We start from the raw sequence: 22,647 nt of genomic DNA, 5'->3' as shown, positions 1-22,647 counted from the left end.
TTTGTTGCTCAAAAATTAAAATACAATTTCTCCATACATGCCAATTTTAATACTGCCATCGTTAGGCACACGTATTTTAATAGCATATACTAAATTGGCTCTTTCTTCTTTTGTCTGAATTGTTTTTGGTGTAAATTCTGCTTTGTCGGAAATCCAATAAATTGTACCTTCCATTTCAGTATAAGTTTTTTCACCATTATCGATTTTCACTTTAACTTTTTGTCCAAGTTTAACATTCGAAAGTTGTGTTCCCGAAATATAAGCGCGCAGTGTCATCTCACTTAAATCGGCAACTTTATATATTGCTTTACCCGGTGCAGTATATTCACCCTGTTCAGCATACAGTGTGAGCACAGTACCTTTTACAGGATTTACAATTGCCGACTGCAATAACTGGTCGTCGATTTGTGCAATTTGTATGGTTAACGGTGCAACTTCCTGGTAAATAGATTGAGAAGTAATTTGTAATGCAGATTGTTGAGCATCTAATTGTTTTTGTAAAACGGCAATCTGACTTCTGATATCATCAGCCTGTTTTTGAGTTGCAACACCTGCGTTTAATAGGTTATCGATACGAATTTTTTCGCTGTTTGCGGTTTTAATTTGTTCCTGCAACGAAGCAATTTGTGTGTTAATGTCAGGTTGTTTGCTTAATACGGCTTTTATTTGTGCCTGCAGTTGTTGTTTTTTTAAATACAATTGTGTGGTGTCAATCATACCAACAATTTTATTGGCATCCAATTGTTCACCTTCATCGGTATTTAAGGCAATTATTTTTCCTGCAACACCTGTCGAAACAATAATTTCTTTTGCTTCAAAAGTGCCGGTAGCATCAAAGGTGTTTTCTTCATTTGAACAACTGCCGAATACAACGACAGCGCTGATAATAAACCAGATTTTTTTCATAGTATTATAATTTTCCTAATAAGGTCAGATAATTAATTTGTGCTGCAAGTAACTGCACCTGATGTATCGCTAAATTTATTTTTGCTTCATTTTCATCGGTCAGATATTTCACAAAATCATCGGCTGCGAGTGTGCCATTATCAAGTTGGGCTTGTGCACCGTTTTTTATGTTGGCTTTTAATGCAATTATGGCATTATCTTTTTCTATCAACTGCGCATATTTTTTTATCTCGCCTAATTGTTGCGCACTTTGAATATTATTGTTTATTAAAAATGATGTTTTGTTTGCCATTACATTTTGTGCATTCAATTGATAAATTGCAGCGTCGTTTGATTTAGTATTTCCGGTCCATATTGGGTAGCTGAATTTTACACCACCGATATAATAAAACTGAAAAGTATCATCCAGAAAATTTAACCCCGGTCTGCCATAACCACCTTGTACAAATAAGCTGAGCTTAGGTAAAGTAGCGGCTTCTGCAAACGACATTTGTGATAGTGCAAGGGCTTCCTGTAAATCAAATAGTTTTATTTCAGGGCGCAGATTTAATGTATCACTAGTATTTATATTTACTTCCGGTGTAATAAATTTTGTATTAGTATTAAAATTGCTTCCAGTAAGCAGGTTTAGCATATTTAATGCAGTTTCACGAGCTGCATTAATTTCGATGGTGCGCTGATCGGCTTTAATTATTTCTGCGGCTAAAATGTCTGCCTGAAATTGAGTGGCAGTACCAAATAATTTCCCGGCTTTTATTTTTTCTTCCTGATTATTTAATTCAAGTTTTAAATTATTAACTAATTCCTGTTGTTTATCGGTTTGTAATAAAATGAGAAATAATTGATTTACGCGTTCACGAACTTTATAGATGTCAACAGTAATTTTTTGCGTTTCAACTGCAGCGCCTGACATTTGTATGCTGCGTTGTTGTTTAGAAATGCCACCATCATATAATACCTGATTAACATCTAATGTAGCCTTATACTGGTCTTTACTCAATTCGTTTATTTCTATTCCGGGAATGTTTAAACCAATGGAGGTTACTTCACTTTGATAAGTGGCCTGTGCATTTAAATAAACCTGTGGTTGCCAGATGGCATTAATTTTATTAATTGCTTCATCCGTTATACTTTGAACAATATTTTGTTGGGCGAGATAAGGGAAATTGGCTTCTGCAAGCTGATAACATTGTTGTAAAGTAACTTCATTTTGAGCCTGAGCAGATAAATTGAGGCTCAGTATTGAAATACTTATCAGCAAAAACTTTTTCATGCTATTATTTTTTAAACAATTGGATAACTGATTCGGTAATTATTTTTTTTCGATCTTCCATCAACAGATTAAACTGCTCGGAACCGGTGCCTGTAATTGCTGTAAACACCGGTCTGCCGACAAATGGAAAAATACAAAGTGACATGATATGCATGAGGATATGTATCGGATTAATTGGTTTGATGTTGCCCTTTGTAATTTCCTCATGAATAATCTGGCTGAATTGCATCACAAACTGCTTAACAGGCAGATGTGTCATTTTTTCAACCATCATTTCCGGATTGCGGCTGGCTTCACTGATAATAAATAAAGGCAAATCCCGATTTTCGAGCAACATATCGATTTCGGCGCTGATCAGATTACGAATTTTGCTTTCGAGATCTAACTCAGAGGACAATATTTCAATAAAGCTCCGGTAGAAGCGTGAGAGGTTCTCTTCAAAAATTACATCAAATAACTTCTGTTTGGAACGAAAATAATAGTGCAATAAAGCGCGGTTGATACCGGCTTCGGTGGCAATATCATCCATTCTGGCAGCGGCAAACCCATGTCGGGTAAAGACCACCCGGGCAGCGTCAAGGATTTTCTGTTCCGTGTTTTTGTCTATTTCTACCATTTAGTTAGAAAGTTTAACAATATTGTTAAACAATTTTGCAAAGGTAACAGTACAATTTTCAATTTTCCAAATTTTGACCAAAAAATGCCTTCAGGGCTGTATTTTTGCGGCTGTACTTATGTTGTCCAATAAAGAAGTTTCTACCATCTTTAAAACAATAGGCGGTTTGATGGAACTGCATGGGGAAAATGATTTCAAGACGAAAAGTTATGCGAATGCAGCTTTTCAGATTGGTCGCATCCACGAACCGGTTTTAAGTCTGGAAGAGGCTGATTTAGCTTCCCGTCAGGGGATAGGCAAATCGGTAGCGGCCAAAATTGTCGAATTGCGTGACACAGGCACAATTTCAGCTTTAGAAGAGTTAATGGCGGTTACCCCTCCAGGTATCATCGAAATTCTGCGCATTAAAGGTTTGGGTGGAAAAAAAGTGGGTGTCATCTGGAAAGAATTAGGCATTGAAACGGTTGGTGAATTATTGTATGCCTGTAATGAAAACCGTTTATCGAAGTTGAAAGGTTTTGGCGAAAAAACGCAACAAAGTGTAATTGATTCTATTAATTATTACCAAAGTAATCAGGGCAAATTCAGATATGCAGCCGTTGCAGATTATGCCAGTTTATTGGTTACAGAATTACAAACTGCAATACCTGATGCGTTAATTAATTTGAGTGGAGGTATTCGTCGCCAAAATAATATAATCGATACTGTAAATATTCTGATAAACAGAGATGCAAAAATCAATGAACATATTCAATCTATTTCATTTCTTAGTAATGCCATAATTGAAGGTGATTTTATTAAGGGCAAAACAGAAACGGATGTGCAGTATGAAATAAAAATTGTTGACGATAAGGAATATTATTATCAGTTATTTGTTGAAACCGGTAGCCCGGAATTTGTTGCAACAATTCAAAATAAATTAGGTGGCAAAACTACTTTTTCTTCAGAAGCTGAAATTTTTGCAGCAGCCGGAATGCCATATGTACTGCCCGAATTGAGGGAATCGACAGGATTAATGGAGGTTGAAGGTTTAATTGAATTAAGTGATATTCAAGGCGTAGTGCATAATCACAGCACATGGAGTGATGGCAAAAATACAATTGCAGAAATGGCGGCAGGTTGTCTTGAAAGCGGGTACACTTATTTTGTAATTTCCGACCACAGTAAAACTGCAGTTTATGCAGGTGGATTAACAGAGCAACAAATTATTGCACAACATAAAGAAATTGATGCACTCAATAAAACTTCAGGAATTAAAATATTTAAAAGTATTGAATGTGATATATTAAATGATGGCAGTATGGATTATGATGATTCGGTGCTGAGTACATTTGATTTTGTTATTGCCAGCATCCATCAAAATTTAAAAATGGATGAAGAAAAAGCAACGCAGCGATTGTTGCGTGCAATTGAAAATCCATATACTACAATTCTAGGCCACATGACGGGTAGATTATTACTGAGCAGGCCGGGATATCCCGTTGACCATAAAAAAATAATTGATGCCTGCGCTGCTAATGATGTAGTGATTGAAATTAATGCCAATCCGTATCGTTTAGATATTGATTATGCCTATATACCCTATGCAATGCATAAAGGGGTTATGATTTCCATTAATCCGGATGCACATAGTGTTGAGGGTATAAAAGATATCAGATGGGGAACCATTTCTGCGCGAAAAGGCGGACTTACCAAAAAAATGTGCTGGAATGCGATGGAAGTTGGTGAAGTTGAAAACTGGTTAACTGCCAGAAAAAAGAAAAAAGGCATTTTGTAACTTTACACCACATGAAGAATTACCTTTCATTAGTTACATTTAGTCATACCGTTTTTGCATTGCCCTTTGCCATTATTGGTTTTACCTTAGGCATAACCCAACCGGGAGCTGCATTTGAGTGGACCGATTTGTTATTGGTTGTGGCTTGTATGGTTTTTGCCAGAAGTGCAGCAATGCCATTCAACAGATATATTGCTGCTGATATCGATAAAAAAAATGCACGTACGGCACAGCGCGAAATTCCCAAAGGTGTAATTTCTTCTAAAAATGCATTGTATTTTGTTATTGGCAGTTCTGTTGCATTTATGATTTGTGCATTATTGCTCAATAAACTGTGTTTCTTTTTATCACCTGTCGCATTATTGGTAATTCTAGGTTATTCTTATACTAAACGATTTACATGGTTATGCCATTTTATTTTAGGAATCGGACTTGCATTGGCTCCCATTGGCGCATATTTGGCGGTAACTGAAACATTTCAAACGCTGCCCTTAATTTTTTCATTTATTGTTTTCACATGGGTTTCAGGTTTTGATATTATTTATGCTTTACAAGATGAAGAATTTGATAAATCGAACCATTTATACAGCCTGCCAGCCAAATTGGGAAAAAGTAATGCTTTAATTGTTTCTATAATTGTACATCTCAACACAGCATTATTAGTTTGGTATGCCGGCAATTATGTTTTGTTTGATAATTTATATTGGATAGGTGCAGGAATTTTTGTGAGCATGTTAGTATACCAGCATTTAATTGTAAAACCCAACGACCTGAGTAAGGTAAACAGAGCATTTTTTACAGCTAACGGTATTGCGAGCGTGGTATTTGGAATTTTTGTTGTAGTTGATTTGTTACAAAATTTTTAAACCATGGGACGAATAGTTGGCATTGATTATGGAGCAAAACGTGTAGGTATCGCAGTAACCGATCCCTTAAAAATTATTGCCACAGCACTCACCACAGTTGAAACAAAAAAAACCATTGAGTTTTTAAAAGCTTATGTGTTAGCAGAGCCTGTAGAAAAATTTTTAATTGGATACCCAACCGATTTACGGGGAAATCCGACACATGCAACACCCTATGTCGAAAAATTTATTATTGAATTAAATAAACATTTTCCAAGCATACCCGTTGAAAAATGGGATGAAACTTATACCAGTAAAATGGCAATGCAAACACTGGTTGCCAGCGGTGTAAAAAAGAAACAACGCAGAGATAAAAAATTATTAGATCAAATTAGTGCAACAATTTTTTTGCAAGAATATTTACAAAATTTATAATTATGATTTTACCTATTGTAGCCTATGGCAATCCGGTATTAAAAAAGGTTTCAGAACCTATAGGAGCTGATTATCCCGGTTTGAAAGAGTTGATTGCCAATATGTGGGAAACAATGTACAATGGCCGTGGCGTGGGTTTGGCTGCTCCACAAATTGGATTAGATATTCGTTTGTTTGTGATTGACAGTGAACAACTAAAAGACGATGAAGATGAAGATGATGATGAAGAAGATAAAGTGCGTTTAACCAAAGGCATAAAAAAAGTTTTTATCAACCCACAAATAATTTCCGAATCGGGTGAGCCCTGGGTTTATGAAGAAGGATGTTTGAGTATTCCTGATGTGCGAGTAAAAATATCGAGAAACGAAACAGTTCGTTTACGTTATCAGGATGAAAATTTTGTTGAGTATACTGAAGACTTCAGTGAGATGAATGCGCGCATTATTCAGCATGAATATGATCATCTGGAAGGTGTTTTACTTACCGATCACATGACACCTTTAAAAAGAAGTTTAATTAAAAAGAAACTCGATAATATCAGTAAAGGAAATATTGCCGTTAAATACAGAATGAAATTTTTACCTAAATAATTACGGCTTGTAGTTTAATCTTTTTTGTAATCACCACGCTGCCAGGCTTCAATAAACTCTTTCCAGGCAAAAACATCGAAAATGCGCATTGGCGGATATTGTCCGGCATAATATATTTTTTGCGCCATAGCTTTGGTTTGATAATCGGCATTCATATCAGCATCCATGCCCATTTGTTCACCAATTTCTTTTAAACGTTCACGCTCAAGATTTTTGCGTGCAGTTTCGTAGTAATCATCCGGAATATTTAATGCTAAAAATGCATCTTTAAATTCTTCTTTAGATGGCCATGGATAAATGATGGTTTCCGTAAGATAAATAGTATCTCTGGTCATCAATTGAATAACTGAGTAAATAGATTCCGTTAAATCGGAAGGGATGATATATGTAGCATCTTTATATCCGACTGCACTAAATTGAATGGTATCACCTTTGGAAGCAACAAACGAGAAAAAGCCATTATAATTACCGCTGGTTACAGCTTTACTTGGAAATGCTTTAATATTTGCGTTAGGAATAGCCATGAGGCTATCGCTTGTCATAACAATTCCTGAAAATTGGATAACACTGTCTGCAACTTGGGCAGTGACCCAATTACAAATTAAAAATAATATTATAAAAATGACTTTGCGCATGCCTGAATAAACGTAACTCAAAGATACGTTTATATCAAAGAAGTAGGATGAGGGGATTTGCAGTTAATTGTAAATTAAAACGTAAAAAAGGCATCATCGGCAGAAAACATACCTTTTGGCGACATAGCGGTTGCTCCGGTTGCTGAATTTCCAATTGGCAGCGAAACATAGGTAGCAGGAGTTGAGGCAGCAGGTTGAGCTGATAATTCATAATCTGCAGTTGAAAAAATATAGGATTCTTCAGTTGCTATTGTAATTCCGACATGTGCAATGAGCACTGCTGAAATAATAAGTGTTCCGGTTAACTTTTTCATAGCTGTAATTGATTTATGATGCCAAATTACAGTCGTTATCAGCCCGTGCCAAGTACAAAATCGGATGGGTTATCAATGCCATTTTAACGTTTAAAAAGGGGGTGTTTCTGCTGAAAGCCTTGATTTTATTGAAATTAAGGAAATGTTAAATGAAGAATAAATGACAAAAAACCACCCTTATCGGAAAGCCTGAAGTTTGGGGGACTATCTAAAAACAAAAAACCCCTCCGGCTGTCGGAGAGGCTTTTGTTTGATTTAACCCCTAAAAATCAATATAAGACCTTAATTTTCTTAGTAATTTTCATTGTGCCGGATTCGATACTTACAAAGTAAATACCTTCACCCAAAGCTGTAATGTCGATGCCGGTAAGCTTACTGCTTATTTCGTGGCTTGACATTTCCTGACCTAACAAATTGAGAATCCGAATAGTTCCGGTTTCAACTTCTGTTGATACAGTAATATAGTTGGTAGCAGGGTTTGGATAAACTTCGGTAGCTTCTAATGTGCTAACAGCTTTATCGTTTACAACTGCGCCGTTATCAAAATCTTTAGATGGATAGTAGTTATCGCTTGTTCCCGTAGTTCCGGTTGCCGTACTTGTTGAAGAAACGGTAGCCACGGTACTTGAAGGAATCAGGTCAGTTTCATCTGGTTTTAAGCCGCTCAAATTGTCAATCTCCGGTAGGTTAGTATCCTCAGAACGCACTCGGGCATTGCTTTGCGCATAAGTTGCACCTGCAACTACGAGCAATAAAAAGGTGAACATGATTTTCTTCATAGCGGTAATAATTTAGGTCTGCTTATTCTACGTTATACGGACTCATCCGTTAATTAGTTTTAAAATTATGTATCCCACCGCACACTTCTTAAAGACAAATATAGGTCTTTATCGGGACACCTAAAAAGTTTTAACTTATAAACAAATATATAAAATGCTGATAATCAGCACTTTAGTATAAAATATCGGTCCAATTTTTACAATTCTATCGGTTTCGAAACTTGTTGATTTGGTGTTTACAACAAATCGTTTGTTAAATTTAAGCGATTTTTTCGATGTTTCAAAATAAATCCATTGTAATCCTAAGAACATTCACCACCCAGGAGGTGCGTCAATTTGACGAGTACCTGCGTTCCCCATTCTTTAACAAAAACCAAACCATAATTCAGGCATTCGATGTAATCAAGGCCTGGCACCCGTTATACGAGCATCCGAATCTGGAGCGGACCCTGTTGTAAGTTGATTTTTAACAACGAACAATATGATGAACAGAAGTTGCGGTATTTGATGACCGACCTTACTAAACATATTGAGGAGTTTTTGTGCTATAAAGCGATTTCGGATGAGCAGATTTTTAAATATCACCTGTTGTTATACACTTATCGGTTACGGCGATTAGATAAGGCTTTTCTCAATACCTTAAAACTTGCCGAAAAATCGCTGCACGACCAGCCGCGCAGGGATGTTAGTCATGCGTTTTATGAATATCTGATTGAAGAAGACCGTTATCGGTTTATGTCTGACCGTCGCGAACATTTACATGAAACCAATTTACAGCAGGTAGTTGATAATCTGGATAAATATTATATCCTGAATAAAATGCGGTATAGTGCAGAAATTATCAATAATAAAAATGTAGTTGCCATAAACTATAAATTATTCCTTTATGATGAAATAATGAATCATATCAGGCATAATCCGCTCGACTATGTGCCATCTGCAAAAATTTATTATAATATTATACTTACACTAACAGAGCCGGAAAATAAATTACATTATACCAACTTACTTGATTTATTAAAAGAACATCATCAATTGTTTTCGAAAGAAGAGATTTTTGAGATGTATGTTTATGCGAAAAATTATTGTATTCGTAAAATTAATCATGGTGATGTTGAATATATTCGGGAGTTATTTGATTTGTATAAAGTGATGCTGAAGGACAGAATCATTTTCAAAGAAAATTATTTATCGCAATTCGATTATAAAAACATTGTTTATCTCGGGTTACGGATAAATGAGTTTGAATGGGTTAAAAATTTCATTACTAAATATAATGAACATCTTGACCCCGCAATCAGACAAAATGCCTATACGTTTAATATGGCGTATTATCATTTCTTCCAGAATAACTATGACGAGGTGTTGACGCTATTGCGCTCAGTGGAATTTACAGATTTTTATTACCATCTTGACTCAAAATCACTTCTCCTAAAAACCTATTTTGAATTAGAAGAAACCGAGGCTTTGTTCAGTCTGGTGGAGGCTTTTAAGGTGTATATCAAACGCAATAATTTGATTCCGGCATATCAGAAAACGGGTTATATCAATATGATAAAACTTACTTCTAAAATGTATAAATGGAAATTAAATCCCAAAAACAGTATTCAGGATATTGTTGATGAATTTAATAATACCAAACCGGTTGTTGATGTCCTTTGGATGCGCAAGAAATTGGAAACACTGCAGTCTAAATCCGAAAAATTAACGGGCAATTGGCGGAAGTAATTTTATTTGATAATAAATATTTTTCCCGGACAATTAGCTTTTTCTACGGCTTAAAAAATACCTGATACGTTAAGGTAAATCCTGCAGAATAAACAGCAGAGTATAACAAAAAATCTATGGCATAATTGAGCAGTGGTCGTCTTTCTGAAAATTCAAGTGCGCCTAGGGTGACCAGATTTACTTTATTTATTGTACGGAATAAATGATAGGCATCGGTAGTAAAAACAAAAACCGTAGTAGAACCCGGAAATTTTTCGCCCATATTCGGGTCGTTATTCGCATATTTATTTGTCCAGCTTTGATAAGGATTCCAATATTGGTCATTCGCTTCGGGGAAACGTTTTTCGAAGGCACTGTAATGAGCATATAAAGTTTGGGATACGCCATCGCACATGCCTGCAAAAAATGCGAAAGGAACAGTGATTTGAGGTTTGTTTAAAGTGATGTCGCCAATATTATTTATTTGTGCCATTGCAACATTCGATAACAGTAATAATCCAATGAGTAGTTTCATAAGTGGGTGATTTAATAATTCGCCTGAATTAAAATCTAAAATAAGAATTATTTAGAATTATTCAAAATAATGAAATATAAAATAAGGCAACAATTTCAATTTAAATGCATTCAATTTTAAATGTGTGCATCAACTTTACAGTAATAACCTGATTATTTGTTACCTTACATCTCAAAATAACTGCAATATGAAAATTTTTACTCCTTTAAGTTTATTGTTTTTATCGCTAGCAGCTACAGCGCAGTCCGGAACTCAAGAATTTACTACTTCCGGTAGTTTTACTGTTCCAGCAGGTGTTTCCGAAATAATTGTTGAAGTTGTAGGTGCCGGTGGAAATGGTGGTTACAATGGAACAGGCGGTGGTGGCGGTGGTGGCTATGCTAGTGGAAACTTTACAGTTACGCCAGGTGAAGTTTTAGATGTTGCAATTGGTGTTCCCGGTTTAGGTGCAGTTTCAGGCACAACTATAGTTGAAGATTTACTATATGCTACGGGTGGCGAAAACGGTGTATCTGTTCCAAATCCCGAAATAGGAGGAGGCGGTGCAGCCGGTTTTGGTAATGGTGGTAACATTTCCAACTTTACAGGTGGTGCCGGTGGTGGTGGATATTACACTTACTTTGGCGGCGGCGGCGGTGGAGCTGCGGGTATTGATGGAAATGGTGGTGTTGGCGGAAATACAATTGCCTGGGTTGGCATTTGTTTAACACCCGGTGGTGACGGTGGGGTTTCAGGTGGTGCGCCGGCCGGAAACGGTGGCAAGGGTGCAGGTTTTGTTGATGCTTTTTGTGGCGTGTCAGATCCAGCAGCGGCAGGTGCAAATTATGGTGCCGGCGGCGGTGGTGGAAATGGTAATGGTGGTGGTCCCGGAAACGGTGCGCCCGGATATGCCAGAATTACCTGGTGTGCTATCGATAATTCAACAAGTACAGATGAGACTACCATAACTGCTAATGCTACAGACGTTAACTATCAATGGTGGAATTGCCTAACAGGCGAAATCATTGAAGGAGAAACAGCACAATCGTTTACTGCAACAGCAACAGGAAGTTATGCGGTAATTATTACAGATGATATTTGTGCTGATACTTCTGCATGTGTTGATATTGAAATAATAATTATTGGTATTAACGAATTGAATGCACAAACTATTAAAGTTTCACCAAACCCATTTTCCAATACACTTCAAGTAAGCGGGTTACAAGATTTTGATGTGCAATTTAATATGGTAAATACTGTTGGCCAAACTGTTTGGAGCGGCAAAACCCTTAATACAGATTTCAACTTTTTACCGGCCGGCATTTATGTGCTGAATATTAAAAATGAAAATAGCGAAGTAAATAAAATGCTTGTAAAAGAATAATACATTTTTTCGTCTAAATATTGATAAAGTCAGTATGAGTTGGTATTTCCAATTTATACTGACTTTAACATTTTTAACAGGCAATTAGCAGGATTTGACAATGCTACAACGCACAAGCGGTTTATTTTTGCCTTACCTTTTATATAAATTATACCTATGCTTAAAAATAATTGTTTACCGGTTTTATTTATTTTTTCACTGCTATGTTTTTCTGCCAAGGTTAAAGCACAAGAAGTGCCTGAATCGTTGCGTATTAAATTAACTGCAACCTTGGATAGTATGTTGGAAGTAATTGGGAATAAATCGTTAAGTGCTGCGATGCAATTTGATGATGAAACCATTTGGGCTGATGCCGCGGGGATTTCTTCTGCGGCTGTAGCAGTTACACCTGAATTTAAATATGAAATTGGTAGTGTAACAAAAACATTTACCGCTGCATGTATTTTACAATTAGTGGATGAAGGTATTTTGCAATTAGATGACAGTATAAATAAATGGCTTGAACCAATTATTTATATAGATACCAATATTACAATTCGTCAATTATTAAGGCATCAAAGTGGGTTGTATGAAGTACTCGCGAACCCTGAATTGCAACCAATTTTATTAGCCAACACAGATTCGGTATGGCAGGCAAGTGATGTGATTGCAACATTTATTAATCTGCCTTACAATGTACCGGGTGCTGTTTGGTCATATTGTAATACGGGTTATTTTTTATTGGGGATGATTATAGAAGCCGCAACAGGTAATCCTTATTATGTTGAAATAAGAAATCGTTTTTTGGATCCGCTTGCATTAAGCAGCATGGGTATTCCTTCGTTCGAAACTTTGAGTGGTCCAATTGCTCATGTATGGTTAGATATTACCGGTGACGGTGTTACTGAAGATGCACATTTTTTCTATTATAATTGGAAGGCATTAAATTCCGTTGCAGGTGCGGCTGGTGGATATTATTCAGATGCAACCGATATTACACATTGGATGCGCACTTATTTAAGAGGCGATTTAATTGATGCAGCAATTATGGATGAAGCGAAAGAAACGGTAACTGCGCCGGGCATTTCAGGCACTTACGGACTTGGACTCATGAAAAAAACATTTAAAGGATACACTGCATACGGGCACGGAGGTGATTTATCGTATTCTGCTAATTCGTGGTATTTACCGGATTTAGATTTAAGTATAACCGTATTAAATAACGATGCAGAAGTGATTTCCTGGGATTTAGAACCTGTTACGATTGCTTTGTTGCAAACTTATGAAAACTGGAAACTCACCCTGCCTGTTGATGATGTTGTAAATAAAGTTGATATCAAGGTATTTCCTAATCCAACTTCCGGAAATTTCAATATTGCGATAACCGGAGCTCCCGAAAATAAACCGTTTGAAATAAAGTTATGTAATTTATATGGTCAATTGGTTTGGGTAAAAACGTTAAGTGGCAGTGCTATTTCAAATGGAATAATCAACTGTAGTTTGCCATTAAATTTGCAGGATGGTACTTATTTTATTGAGATAAATTCTGAAAAAAATATACTTTACAATAGTACTATTTTAAAACTATCCTAAAATGGCAAAATTAACCGTTGTTCTTTTTATGTATTAAATTTAGTTAACGTTTTAATAAATCTGTTAATGCTGTTTTAATACACTGTTTATGCTTTTATCTTTAAGGCTAAAGCGTATTTTGAAATGATAACCTGTATCCGGGAATTTCAAATACTAAAAAAAAATCAGCCAACCAGATAACAGCAAACGATGTATAGTTTTAGCACGGGGAAAATGACGGGGTCGGTGCCTTTACCGCAGAATACGAATATTTTAAATTATTCCATACTTAATAATTTCCAACACAAAGTACCGTTCAGGCGTTTTGCCATTAAGTATGTAGTTTCAGGTAAAGAGGAATACACTGTAAATGGCAACAAATATGAAATTTCAGACGGCAGTTATTTATTAGCCAATCAATTTGCAGAAGGTTCAATAACGATTAATAATAACATACCTGTTAAAGGAATTTGCATAGACTTATCACCCGATTTATTGTCAGAAGCAGTAGGCAGTATTGTTCGCCCGGATACGCCCTTTGCAGACATGGCGCTTAATACGTTTTTTAATGCACCTGAATTTCTTGAAAACTGCTATGTTGCGAAAAATACACTGACCGGATTAGATTTATTAAATCTGAGTACTATTTTATCTAAAAACCCTGACCAGCCCCGAGAGGTGCCTGATGATTTGTTTTTTACGATTGCTGAACATTTGGTAGTAGATCATATACCCATTTGCAAACAATTGCAAAATGTAAAAGCAATTAAGTATAGCACCAAAAAGGATTTATATCGTCGTTTACTGAAAGGTAAGTTTTTTATAGATGAAAATTTTGCTCAATCACCATCCATTCGTCAGATAGCTGCAATATCTAATTTATCTGAATTTCATTTTTTTCGGTTGTTTAAACAAACATTCGGGACAACGCCTTATCAGTATGTGTTAGAAAGAAAGCTGCAGTATGCATACGCCAAATTAAAAACTCAAAGTTTATCTATAACCGAAATTGCCTTCCAGTCTGGTTTTGCAGATGTACATGCCTTCAGTAAAGCATTCAAAAAACAATTTGGCCTTGCTCCGGGAAATAGCAGGATTGGATAAATAATTAGCAATAAAATGCTATTACTTTGCCTAAAAATTTACTATGAAACAAATTTGTGCTGTAATTGCTTTAATTGTTTTCTCCTTAACGGTAAGCAATAGCGATGTTGTTGGACAGAACGTTGAAACAAGATTAACGGGAACGGTGCAGGATTCAACAGGTAAGGGTTTACCGGATGTTTTGGTTACCTTGTACCAATCGACAGATTCAGCTGTTGTAAAATCAGCAATCACTGCTGAGGAGGGAGTGTATACATTTTGGGCTGCTGCTAATTCGAATTATTTTATTACTATTAATGCATTAGGATATCAACTGTTTCGCACTCGGGAAATAGTTTTGAATTCAACCGATACTATTTATAGTATTCCACCTGTTATGTTATCTACCACCGGAGAACTTGCATTAGAATCGGTAGAAATTGTCGGAACAAAAGCGTTTGTTGAATATGCAATCGACAGAATTATCGTTCACCCGGATGCATTGATTTCAAATGCAGGTTCTACGGCTTTGGATGTTCTGGAAAAATCGCCCGGCGTTCGGGTGGATATGAATGGTGATATCAGCTTAAAAGGAAAAGGGGGCATAACAGTTTATATTGATGATAAACCTACATATTTATCATCAGCCGACCTGGCAGGTTTATTACGTTCGATGCCGGCTGAAAGTATTGAAAGTATAGAAATAATGACTAATCCGCCTGCAAAATATGATGCAGCAGGAACCGGTGGCATAATTAATATCCGATTAAAACGCAGCAAAAAAACAGGTATCAACGGTGGAATAAATGTTGGCTACACGCAGGGCCGATATCCAAAAAGTAATAATAGTGCTAATTTTAATTATAGAATTAACCGGTTTAATTTTTATACGAATTTAGGATATACCTTGCACAATACATTTCAGGATTTAGATATTAATCGCGCCTATTATAATACTGATGCTTCTTTAAGTTCAACATTTTTTCAAAACACCTTTATTAAAATTGAAAATAAAAGCCTGACAGGAAAGTTAGGTATGGATTTTTATGTAAATGATAAATCAACTTTTGGTATTGTTCTGAGTGGATTTAATTCAGACCTAGGTAATACTTCACATAATACTGCTGAGGTGCGTGATTCATTGGGTGCTTTACAAAGTGTCGTGATTACGGATGCACCATCAATTCGCAATTTTAAAAATGGTAATATCAATTTGAATTATGATATTAAATTAGACTCAACCGGCAAACAACTCACGTTTCAGGCAGATTACCTTGCTTATAACTCTGCTATGGATCAGGAATTACTTACTAAAAGTTATTTACCGGGTAATATTTTTGTTGGAGAAAGTAATTTGGTAAGTACATTGCCAACCATTTTATCTATTGTAAGTGCAAAAGTTGATTACATGCATCCGCTAAAAAATGGGGCAAGATTTGATGCAGGTGTTAAATCAAGTTTAGTTGACGCAGATAATATTGCAGATTTTCAAGATGAAGTTGATGGCGAATTAACACCCAATTATGTTTTTTCAAACCATTTTATTTACCGTGAAAATATTAATGCCGGTTATGTAAATTACAGTAATGCAAAAAACAAACTTTCGTATCAATTAGGTTTACGATTTGAAAATACCGAATTATCCGGTAACCAGCTTGGGAATGCTGTTACACCGGATTCATCATTCACCAGAAGTTTAAATAATATTTTTCCAACAGCATATTTACAATATCAGGTTGACTCAATCGGGAAACATATTTTGGGTTTTTCATATGGCAGACGAATTGATCGCCCGAATTATCAGGATTTAAATCCGTTTACTTATCCGCTGGACTTATTTACATTGTATGAAGGCAATCCATTTTTGGAACCAACATTTTCGCACAATTTCGAATTATCACATACGTATAATAACATGATTACCACCACTGGATTATTGAGCATTGTAAACGATATGATTAACGAAACCATTGAACAACGCGATGGTATTTTTTACAGCAGACCGGGCAATATCAGTAATCAATTAAGTTATGGTATTTCAATTAACGGAATGATACCGATTAAAACTTGGTGGACACTTCAATTTTATTCAGAGTTAATGCACAATGAATTTTCTGCAACATTGTATGGCCAGAATTTAGTTAATAATGGTACACATTGGTATATCGGTCCTGTAAATCAATTTCAGATAAAAGATACCTGGTCATTTGAATTATCCGGCAGTTATCAGACTAAAGTGTATAGCGGACAATTTATATTAATTCCTTCGTGGACCAGCAGGGTTGGTGTCTCCAAAAAAATTATGGAGAAAAAAGGAACTATCAAATTAAGTGTAAATGATATTTTTTACACCAACCAACCGGGTGGTGATATACAAGGGTTAGGAAATTCAACTGCAAGCTGGTACAGTTATTTAGATACCAGAACAATTAATATATCCTTCAGTTATCGTTTTAATAAGGGTGAAGGGATGCAGGCACGGAGTACGACAGCACCTGAGGAGAAGTCGCGGGTGGAGTAGGGCTTCGATTTGGCTTTTGAGGTTTGTACTTCATAATTAGCGCCGATTTCGGGGTTGTCTGCGAATTTATGCTTTGATTGGACTACTTTACTTCGAAGCTTATTATACGAAACAACCCCTGTGATTTGGTCCCAAGACCAACCACAGGGGTTGCACTTATTTCGATACAGGAGCTGAAATTATTCAGCTTTATCCTGACTGCCTTCGCGAATGCGTTTACCGAGTTCTTTCATTAATTCAAGGCCGAGTAATCCGCTGATTGGACCGTTTGGAGAATCATTTCCTCCGGTAATCAGTACTTCAGGTATTACTTTTACTTTATTCATACCGAGGCTTTCTGTAATTTTTAATTGGGTGAAATTATCGCCACCCATTGCTTCAACCGATAATTTATAGGATTCAGCATTTGATTTACCGATTGCGAGAATTTTTTCAGCTTCTGCATTACCTGTTTTGGTAATACGTTCCGCTTCAGCATCGGCAATCAATTTAATTTTTTGTGAATCCGCTTCTGCCAATAATCGGATTTTTTCTGCTTCACCTGTTGCAAGAATCCTCAAACGTTCACCTTCTGCTGTTGACTGAATTCTGATTCCATTAGCATCACCCGTTGCTTTTTTAACGCTGGCATCTGCAATTTTCTCAGCAATTACAACACCCTGATCAGCTTTTACCAACTCTTTTTGCATTTCGGCCACAGCGGTTTCTTTTTCAAGTGTACGGCGTGTTTCCTGCGCTTTCATTTGTGTATCGTAAGTTACTTTTTGTTCTTCAGCCAACTTACGGTCGGTGAGAGTTTTCATCAAGGTTTCAGGTGGAATAATATCTCCAATTAAGGTATCTACACCAAATACGTTGTATTGCTCCAACACTTCACCAATATGTTGTTTAGCACTTTCCTGACGTTCTTTACGCGATTTAAGGAAGTCAATTACGTCGGCATCCTGTGCTGAATTTCGGAAATAGTTACCAATGGTAGGTTCCAACACTTGCGTTACCAGGTTGGCCATATTTCCGAATCGTGCAATTACTTTTGGTGCTTCGTAAGTTGGAATATGAATAATTTGTGAAACATCTAAATTAAATGTAAAACCATCTTTCGAACGAACGGTAATTGTGCTGAGATTTTTATCCAGCATATGCGATTCAGTTCTTGCAGAGGCCCAATTTAAAACGAGGTTTGTGGTAGGTACTAACTCCACTTTCATAATGTAAGGGTTAATCGGATATTTTCCGGGTCCTAAAGCTTCTGCCCAAACACCTTTTTGACCTTTCGCTACAATATTACCGTGTTTAAATTCAGTGCCACTTAAATCGATACCATCAGCACCAACATAACTGATTACTACACCAACATAACCGATTGGAATTTCAGTCATCTTAACTATTTCTACCCTCACAAACCATGGGTTAAGGAAGTAACTACCGGCAAGAATTACCTGTTCCTGTAAACCTTTATAACCATTGTTATTCAGGAAAGTATCGGCATCCTGATATCGGTTATGGTCGGGGATAATTTTACCTGCAATCTGGCCTTCATCCAAAGGCTGACCTTCTAATGTGGTAACAATACCAACACCATTTTCAGGAACGTTGGTCATGTCAACAATTTCTACATCAAACAAAAATGAATTGATACGATACGAACCGGGAGGTATTAATGCCGATTGACGACCCTTTCTACCGCCACCATTCATAAATGCTGAAGCATCCTGAAAGGTATCGCACTCCACTTTGCGGGCAAGGATACGCCCTGTTTCGAGTTCATTACCATCATTTGCCAGCACCAAACCAATTTGGCCGGTAGGCACAATAACAAAGGGCTGCATCGTAATTTCATACTGCCAAATCCATTTCCAGAAGTATAATCCCGGAGCTAAAGAATGTGCCTGGTAACCGGCTTCACCCTTGGTTGCAATGATGTGACCGTCGGGCAACTCCTTATTGTTGCCGAACAAAACGAACTTTTTGGTGACTAAACCAATTCTGTCTTCAGGAACGATAACCATCCCGAAAAAGAACCTTAAAATAAATTTGTAAAAGATAATACAAACCAGAACGCCTACAATCCAAAGGGTCCAGGTGAGTGTTTCATGATTAATTGAGTCCATGTGCTTATTTTTTATTGTTAGGAATTACCCTAATTAGACGGCAAATTAATTCGCTTATTTTAAAATTTGTGCATTAACTGTGAAATCTTTTTTTATTGAGGCAAAAACCATTATCTGAACACTTAATTTTGCAGGAATTTTTAAAACAATGCCAGTGAAACTTCGTACTTCCACAAACGAGCAATTTGAGCAACGCCATATCGGCCCTCGCGAACATGATGTAACCGCAATGCTGAGTAGTATCGGCGCCGATTCGCTTGATGCGCTTATCAACCAAACCGTACCTGAAAACATCAGGTTAAAACGTCCGCTTAATATTGGTGCACCTATGACGGAGCACAATTATTTTAAACACTTGCGAACGCTGGCAGCTAAAAACAAAATTTTCAGAACCTATATTGGCTTAGGTTATTACAATACACTTACGCCAAGTGTGATTCGCAGAAATATTTTCGAAAATCCGGGTTGGTATACCCAGTATACACCTTATCAGGCAGAAATTGCCCAAGGTAGGTTAGAAGCGTTACTGAACTTCCAAACCATGATTGCTGACCTTACCGGTTTCGATATTGCCAATGCCAGTCTGCTTGATGAAGGAACGGCAGCAGCTGAAGCCATGATCATGTTTTATCATCTCAAAAACAAAAAAGAAATTACCTCCAATAAATTTTTTGTGAGCGAATTATGTTTTCCGCAAACAATCGATTTATTAATCAGCAAAGCAGAACCTCTTGGAATTGAAGTTGTAGTAGGTAATCATACTAATGCTCAATTAAATGAAAGTTATTTTGGCGTGTTATTACAATATCCTGCCGGTAACGGACAATTATATGACTACACTGATTTTATAAATGAAGCGCATCAGCACCATATTTATGTAACCGTAGCTGCTGATATTTTAGCTTTAGCTATTTTGCGTTCACCTGCCGAAATGGGTGCAGATTGTGCTGTCGGAAATTCACAACGTTTTGGTGTGCCAATGGGATTTGGTGGACCACATGCTGCATTTTTTGCAACTAAAGATGAATTTAAACGTGATATACCGGGACGTATTATTGGTGTGAGTGTTGACCGTGATAATAACCCTGCATTACGTATGGCATTACAAACACGTGAGCAACATATTCGTCGCGAAAAAGCAACTTCCAATATTTGTACTGCACAGGCATTACTCGCTATAATGGCCGGTATGTATGGTGTTTATCATGGTCCGCTGGGAATAAAACAAATTGCCGAAAAGGTGCATGGATTAACATCAGTGTTAAACGATACCTTAAACAAAATGGGTTTTGAACAATCGAACACATCTTTTTTTGATACGATTAATGTTAAAGCCGGCACTTTAAGTGGAATAATTCATCAACATGCCATTGCGCATCACATGAATTTCTTCTACCAAAAAAATGGCGATATACAAATTACTATTGATGAAAGTACAGAGATAGAAGATATAAAAGATATTGCAGCAGTTTTTGGCGAAGCAAAAGGGTTATTAAATGGCCATAAAATAGAAGTGAGTGATATTGAAACATTACAATCATCTATCCCAACTGCTTTAATCAGAACATCAACCTATTTAACGCATCCTGTATTTAATTCGTATCATTCTGAAAGTGAAATGATGCGTTATATTAAACGATTAGAAAATAAAGATTTATCATTAACCACTTCGATGATACCATTAGGCAGTTGCACAATGAAATTAAATGCAGCTACTGAATTAATTCCGGTTTCATGGCCAGAATTTTCGATGGTGCATCCATTTGTTCCTGCTGAACAGGTTGAAGGATATCTTGAAATGATAAAAGAGTTGGAGCGCGATTTATGTGAAATTACACGTTTTGATGCTTGTAGTTTACAACCAAATTCTGGCGCTCAGGGAGAGTATGCCGGATTAATGGTAATTCGTGCTTATCATATTCATCACAATTCGGCAAATCGCAATAAAGTATTAATTCCTGCAAGTGCACATGGAACAAATCCTGCAAGTGCTGTTATGGCAGGTATGGAAGTTATAGTGGTTAAAAGTGATGCTGAAGGACATATTGATATTGAAGATTTAAAATTAAAAGCAGAAGAACATAAAAATGACCTTGCTTGTTTGATGGTTACTTATCCGTCGACACATGGTGTGTTTGAGGAAACAATTATGCTGATTTGTAATATTATTCATCAGCATGGTGGTTTGGTATACATGGATGGTGCAAATATGAATGCACAGGTTGGTTTAACATCTCCTGCAAAAATTGGTGCAGATGTTTGTCACCTCAATTTACATAAAACATTTGCCATCCCGCACGGTGGTGGTGGTCCGGGCATGGGACCAATTTGTGTGAATGAAAAACTCGCACCGTTTTTACCGGGACATCCATTATTTTTAACAGGAGGTTCACATGCAATTAAAGCAATTAATGCTGCGCCGTTTGGCAGTGCAAGTATTTTATTAATCAGTTATGCTTATATTAAAATGCTGGGTAGTGAAGGTTGTACCAATGCAACAAAAATGGCAATATTAAATGCGAATTACTTAAAAAGTAACCTGGAAAAAATTTACGACATTTTATATGTAAGTAAATCCGGTAGAGTAGCGCATGAATTTATTATTGATTTCAGAAAATGGAAACATACTATTGGTTTAGAAGTTGAAGATGTAGCAAAACGATTAATGGATTACGGTTTCCATGCACCAACTGTTTCATTTCCAGTAGCCGGAACATTAATGATTGAACCGACTGAAAGTGAAAGTAAAGAAGAACTGGATCGTTTTATTGAAGCTTTAAGTGGTATCAGGAAAGAAATTGAAGCAATTGAAAATGGCAGTGCAGATAAAGCAGATAATGTATTAAAAAATGCACCGCATACTTTGAACCATATTATGGCTGAAGAATGGAATCATGCTTATAGCAGGGGAGAAGCTGTGTTTCCGGTTAGCTATTTGAAAGACAGAAAATTCTGGCCAAGTGTAAGCCGTATCAACAACACCCAGGGCGATCGCAATTTGATTTGTACTTGTCCGCCGGTTGAGAGCTACATGACCGCTTAAAACTTAAAATCACATCAAAAACCTGTTAAATGTTATCGTTTAACAGGTTTTTTTATGTTTTAGTGAACAAAAACCTGTATATACATGTATGTGTATACATATAAATTAAAAAACATGGACAATTTAAAACAATTGGTTGACGAGCTCAACGCACGCATTCTGGGTGGAGATATTCTCGGAGCGTTTGAAACATTTTATGCTGACGACGTAGTTATGCAAGACAATAATTTTCCGGTTCGTACGGGAAAGGATGAATGTCGCAAATTTGAAGAAGAATTTGTAGGTAAACTCACAGCATTTCGCGGAGCAAAATTACATAATGTGTTAATCAGCGATGGCATTGCTATTAATGAGTGGGAATTTGATTATACACATAGTGAATGGGGCGACAGAAATTACAAACAGGTTTCTGTTCAACGCTGGAAGGATGGTAAAATAATAGAAGAAAAATTTTATTACAACGCATAACATTAAAATTTTCAGGTTGTTTGTTTTGGGGTGCAATAGCGCCCCTTTTTTATTTTATAATACAGCGTGACAGAAACGTTGTCGATTTGTAAAAT

The 22,647-nt window shown here is 36.5% G+C and carries 19 protein-coding genes; 11 read left to right on the top strand and 8 right to left on the bottom strand.

The annotated features are described in order from the left end of the window. Positions 1-15 precede the first annotated feature (15 nt). The 3 genes from IPI65_00395 to IPI65_00385 are packed head-to-tail and all read right to left on the bottom strand — an operon-like array spanning position 16 to position 2,795. A complete protein-coding gene (locus IPI65_00395) occupies positions 16-906 on the bottom strand; it encodes an HlyD family efflux transporter periplasmic adaptor subunit (GenBank protein ID MBK7440021.1) in 891 nt (296 codons plus the stop codon). Between the two features lie 4 nt (positions 907-910). Further along, on the bottom strand, positions 911-2,179 hold the full coding sequence (locus IPI65_00390; GenBank protein MBK7440020.1) for a TolC family protein: 1,269 nt from the start codon (positions 2,177-2,179) through the stop codon (positions 911-913). 4 nt (positions 2,180-2,183) lie between these two features. Then, on the bottom strand, positions 2,184-2,795 hold the full coding sequence (locus IPI65_00385) for a TetR/AcrR family transcriptional regulator (GenBank protein MBK7440019.1): 612 nt from the start codon (positions 2,793-2,795) through the stop codon (positions 2,184-2,186). Between the two features lie 121 nt (positions 2,796-2,916). On the opposite strand from IPI65_00385, the gene IPI65_00380 reads away from it, so the two are divergent. From IPI65_00380 to IPI65_00365, 4 genes are read left to right on the top strand one after another with little or no spacing between them, the layout of a single operon-like run. Then, positions 2,917-4,572, top strand: a complete 1,656-nt coding sequence (locus IPI65_00380) for a DNA polymerase/3'-5' exonuclease PolX (protein MBK7440018.1) — start codon at positions 2,917-2,919, stop codon at positions 4,570-4,572. Between the two features lie 11 nt (positions 4,573-4,583). After that, complete coding sequence (locus IPI65_00375; protein ID MBK7440017.1) at positions 4,584-5,438, top strand: UbiA family prenyltransferase; 855 nt, start codon at positions 4,584-4,586, stop codon at positions 5,436-5,438. A 3-nt stretch (positions 5,439-5,441) separates the two neighbouring features. Next, positions 5,442-5,852, top strand: a complete 411-nt coding sequence (gene ruvX / locus IPI65_00370; protein ID MBK7440016.1) for a Holliday junction resolvase RuvX — start codon at positions 5,442-5,444, stop codon at positions 5,850-5,852. 2 nt (positions 5,853-5,854) lie between these two features. After that, a complete protein-coding gene (locus IPI65_00365; protein MBK7440015.1) occupies positions 5,855-6,442 on the top strand; it encodes a peptide deformylase in 588 nt (195 codons plus the stop codon). A 14-nt stretch (positions 6,443-6,456) separates the two neighbouring features. Here IPI65_00365 and IPI65_00360 read toward each other — a convergent pair whose 3' ends face one another. From IPI65_00360 to IPI65_00350, 3 genes are all read right to left on the bottom strand, one after another. After that, entirely contained in the window at positions 6,457-7,098 is a 642-nt protein-coding gene (locus tag IPI65_00360) for a carboxypeptidase-like regulatory domain-containing protein (GenBank protein MBK7440014.1), read from the bottom strand. 53 nt (positions 7,099-7,151) lie between these two features. Continuing rightward, the gene (locus tag IPI65_00355) at positions 7,152-7,391 is read right to left on the bottom strand and encodes a hypothetical protein (protein MBK7440013.1); all 240 of its coding nucleotides are present in this window, start codon (positions 7,389-7,391) and stop codon (positions 7,152-7,154) included. A 269-nt stretch (positions 7,392-7,660) separates the two neighbouring features. Then, positions 7,661-8,170, bottom strand: a complete 510-nt coding sequence (locus IPI65_00350; protein MBK7440012.1) for a T9SS type A sorting domain-containing protein — start codon at positions 8,168-8,170, stop codon at positions 7,661-7,663. A gap of 459 nt (positions 8,171-8,629) precedes the next feature. Here IPI65_00350 and IPI65_00345 point away from each other — a divergent pair, with 459 nt between their 5' ends. After that, positions 8,630-9,898, top strand: coding sequence for a hypothetical protein (locus IPI65_00345; protein MBK7440011.1), 1,269 nt, complete (start codon positions 8,630-8,632; stop codon positions 9,896-9,898). A gap of 43 nt (positions 9,899-9,941) precedes the next feature. Here IPI65_00345 and IPI65_00340 read toward each other — a convergent pair whose 3' ends face one another. After that, positions 9,942-10,412, bottom strand: a complete 471-nt coding sequence (locus IPI65_00340; protein ID MBK7440010.1) for a hypothetical protein — start codon at positions 10,410-10,412, stop codon at positions 9,942-9,944. A 187-nt stretch (positions 10,413-10,599) separates the two neighbouring features. Here IPI65_00340 and IPI65_00335 point away from each other — a divergent pair, with 187 nt between their 5' ends. From IPI65_00335 to IPI65_00320, 4 genes are all read left to right on the top strand, one after another. Then, positions 10,600-11,775, top strand: a complete 1,176-nt coding sequence (locus tag IPI65_00335) for a T9SS type A sorting domain-containing protein (protein ID MBK7440009.1) — start codon at positions 10,600-10,602, stop codon at positions 11,773-11,775. Between the two features lie 156 nt (positions 11,776-11,931). Further along, the gene (locus IPI65_00330; GenBank protein MBK7440008.1) at positions 11,932-13,347 is read left to right on the top strand and encodes a serine hydrolase; all 1,416 of its coding nucleotides are present in this window, start codon (positions 11,932-11,934) and stop codon (positions 13,345-13,347) included. 225 nt (positions 13,348-13,572) lie between these two features. Continuing rightward, positions 13,573-14,430 (top strand): helix-turn-helix transcriptional regulator, encoded by an 858-nt coding sequence (locus IPI65_00325; GenBank protein ID MBK7440007.1) that lies wholly within the window; start codon positions 13,573-13,575, stop codon positions 14,428-14,430. Positions 14,431-14,473: 43 nt separating this feature from the next. Further along, positions 14,474-16,930 carry a TonB-dependent receptor gene (locus tag IPI65_00320; GenBank protein MBK7440006.1) on the top strand — a complete coding sequence of 819 codons (2,457 nt, stop codon included), beginning with the start codon at positions 14,474-14,476 and terminating at the stop codon, positions 16,928-16,930. Positions 16,931-17,109: 179 nt separating this feature from the next. Here the strand turns inward: IPI65_00320 and IPI65_00315 are convergent, their stop codons facing one another. Then, the gene (locus IPI65_00315) at positions 17,110-19,041 is read right to left on the bottom strand and encodes a flotillin family protein (GenBank protein ID MBK7440005.1); all 1,932 of its coding nucleotides are present in this window, start codon (positions 19,039-19,041) and stop codon (positions 17,110-17,112) included. A gap of 148 nt (positions 19,042-19,189) precedes the next feature. Between IPI65_00315 and gcvP the strand changes: the two genes are divergently transcribed. Both gcvP and IPI65_00305 read left to right on the top strand, forming a co-directional pair. Then, entirely contained in the window at positions 19,190-22,084 is a 2,895-nt protein-coding gene (gcvP, locus tag IPI65_00310) for an aminomethyl-transferring glycine dehydrogenase (protein ID MBK7440004.1), read from the top strand. An 84-nt stretch (positions 22,085-22,168) separates the two neighbouring features. Next, entirely contained in the window at positions 22,169-22,552 is a 384-nt protein-coding gene (locus tag IPI65_00305) for a nuclear transport factor 2 family protein (protein MBK7440003.1), read from the top strand. The last annotated feature ends 95 nt before the right edge of the window (positions 22,553-22,647 follow it).

The organism is Bacteroidota bacterium (assembly GCA_016706255.1).
In the GTDB taxonomy this organism is placed as follows: domain Bacteria; phylum Bacteroidota; class Bacteroidia; order Chitinophagales; family BACL12; genus UBA7236.
The sequence above is the reverse complement of the archived record's forward strand: the minus strand, read 5'-3'. Positions and strand labels throughout refer to the sequence as shown.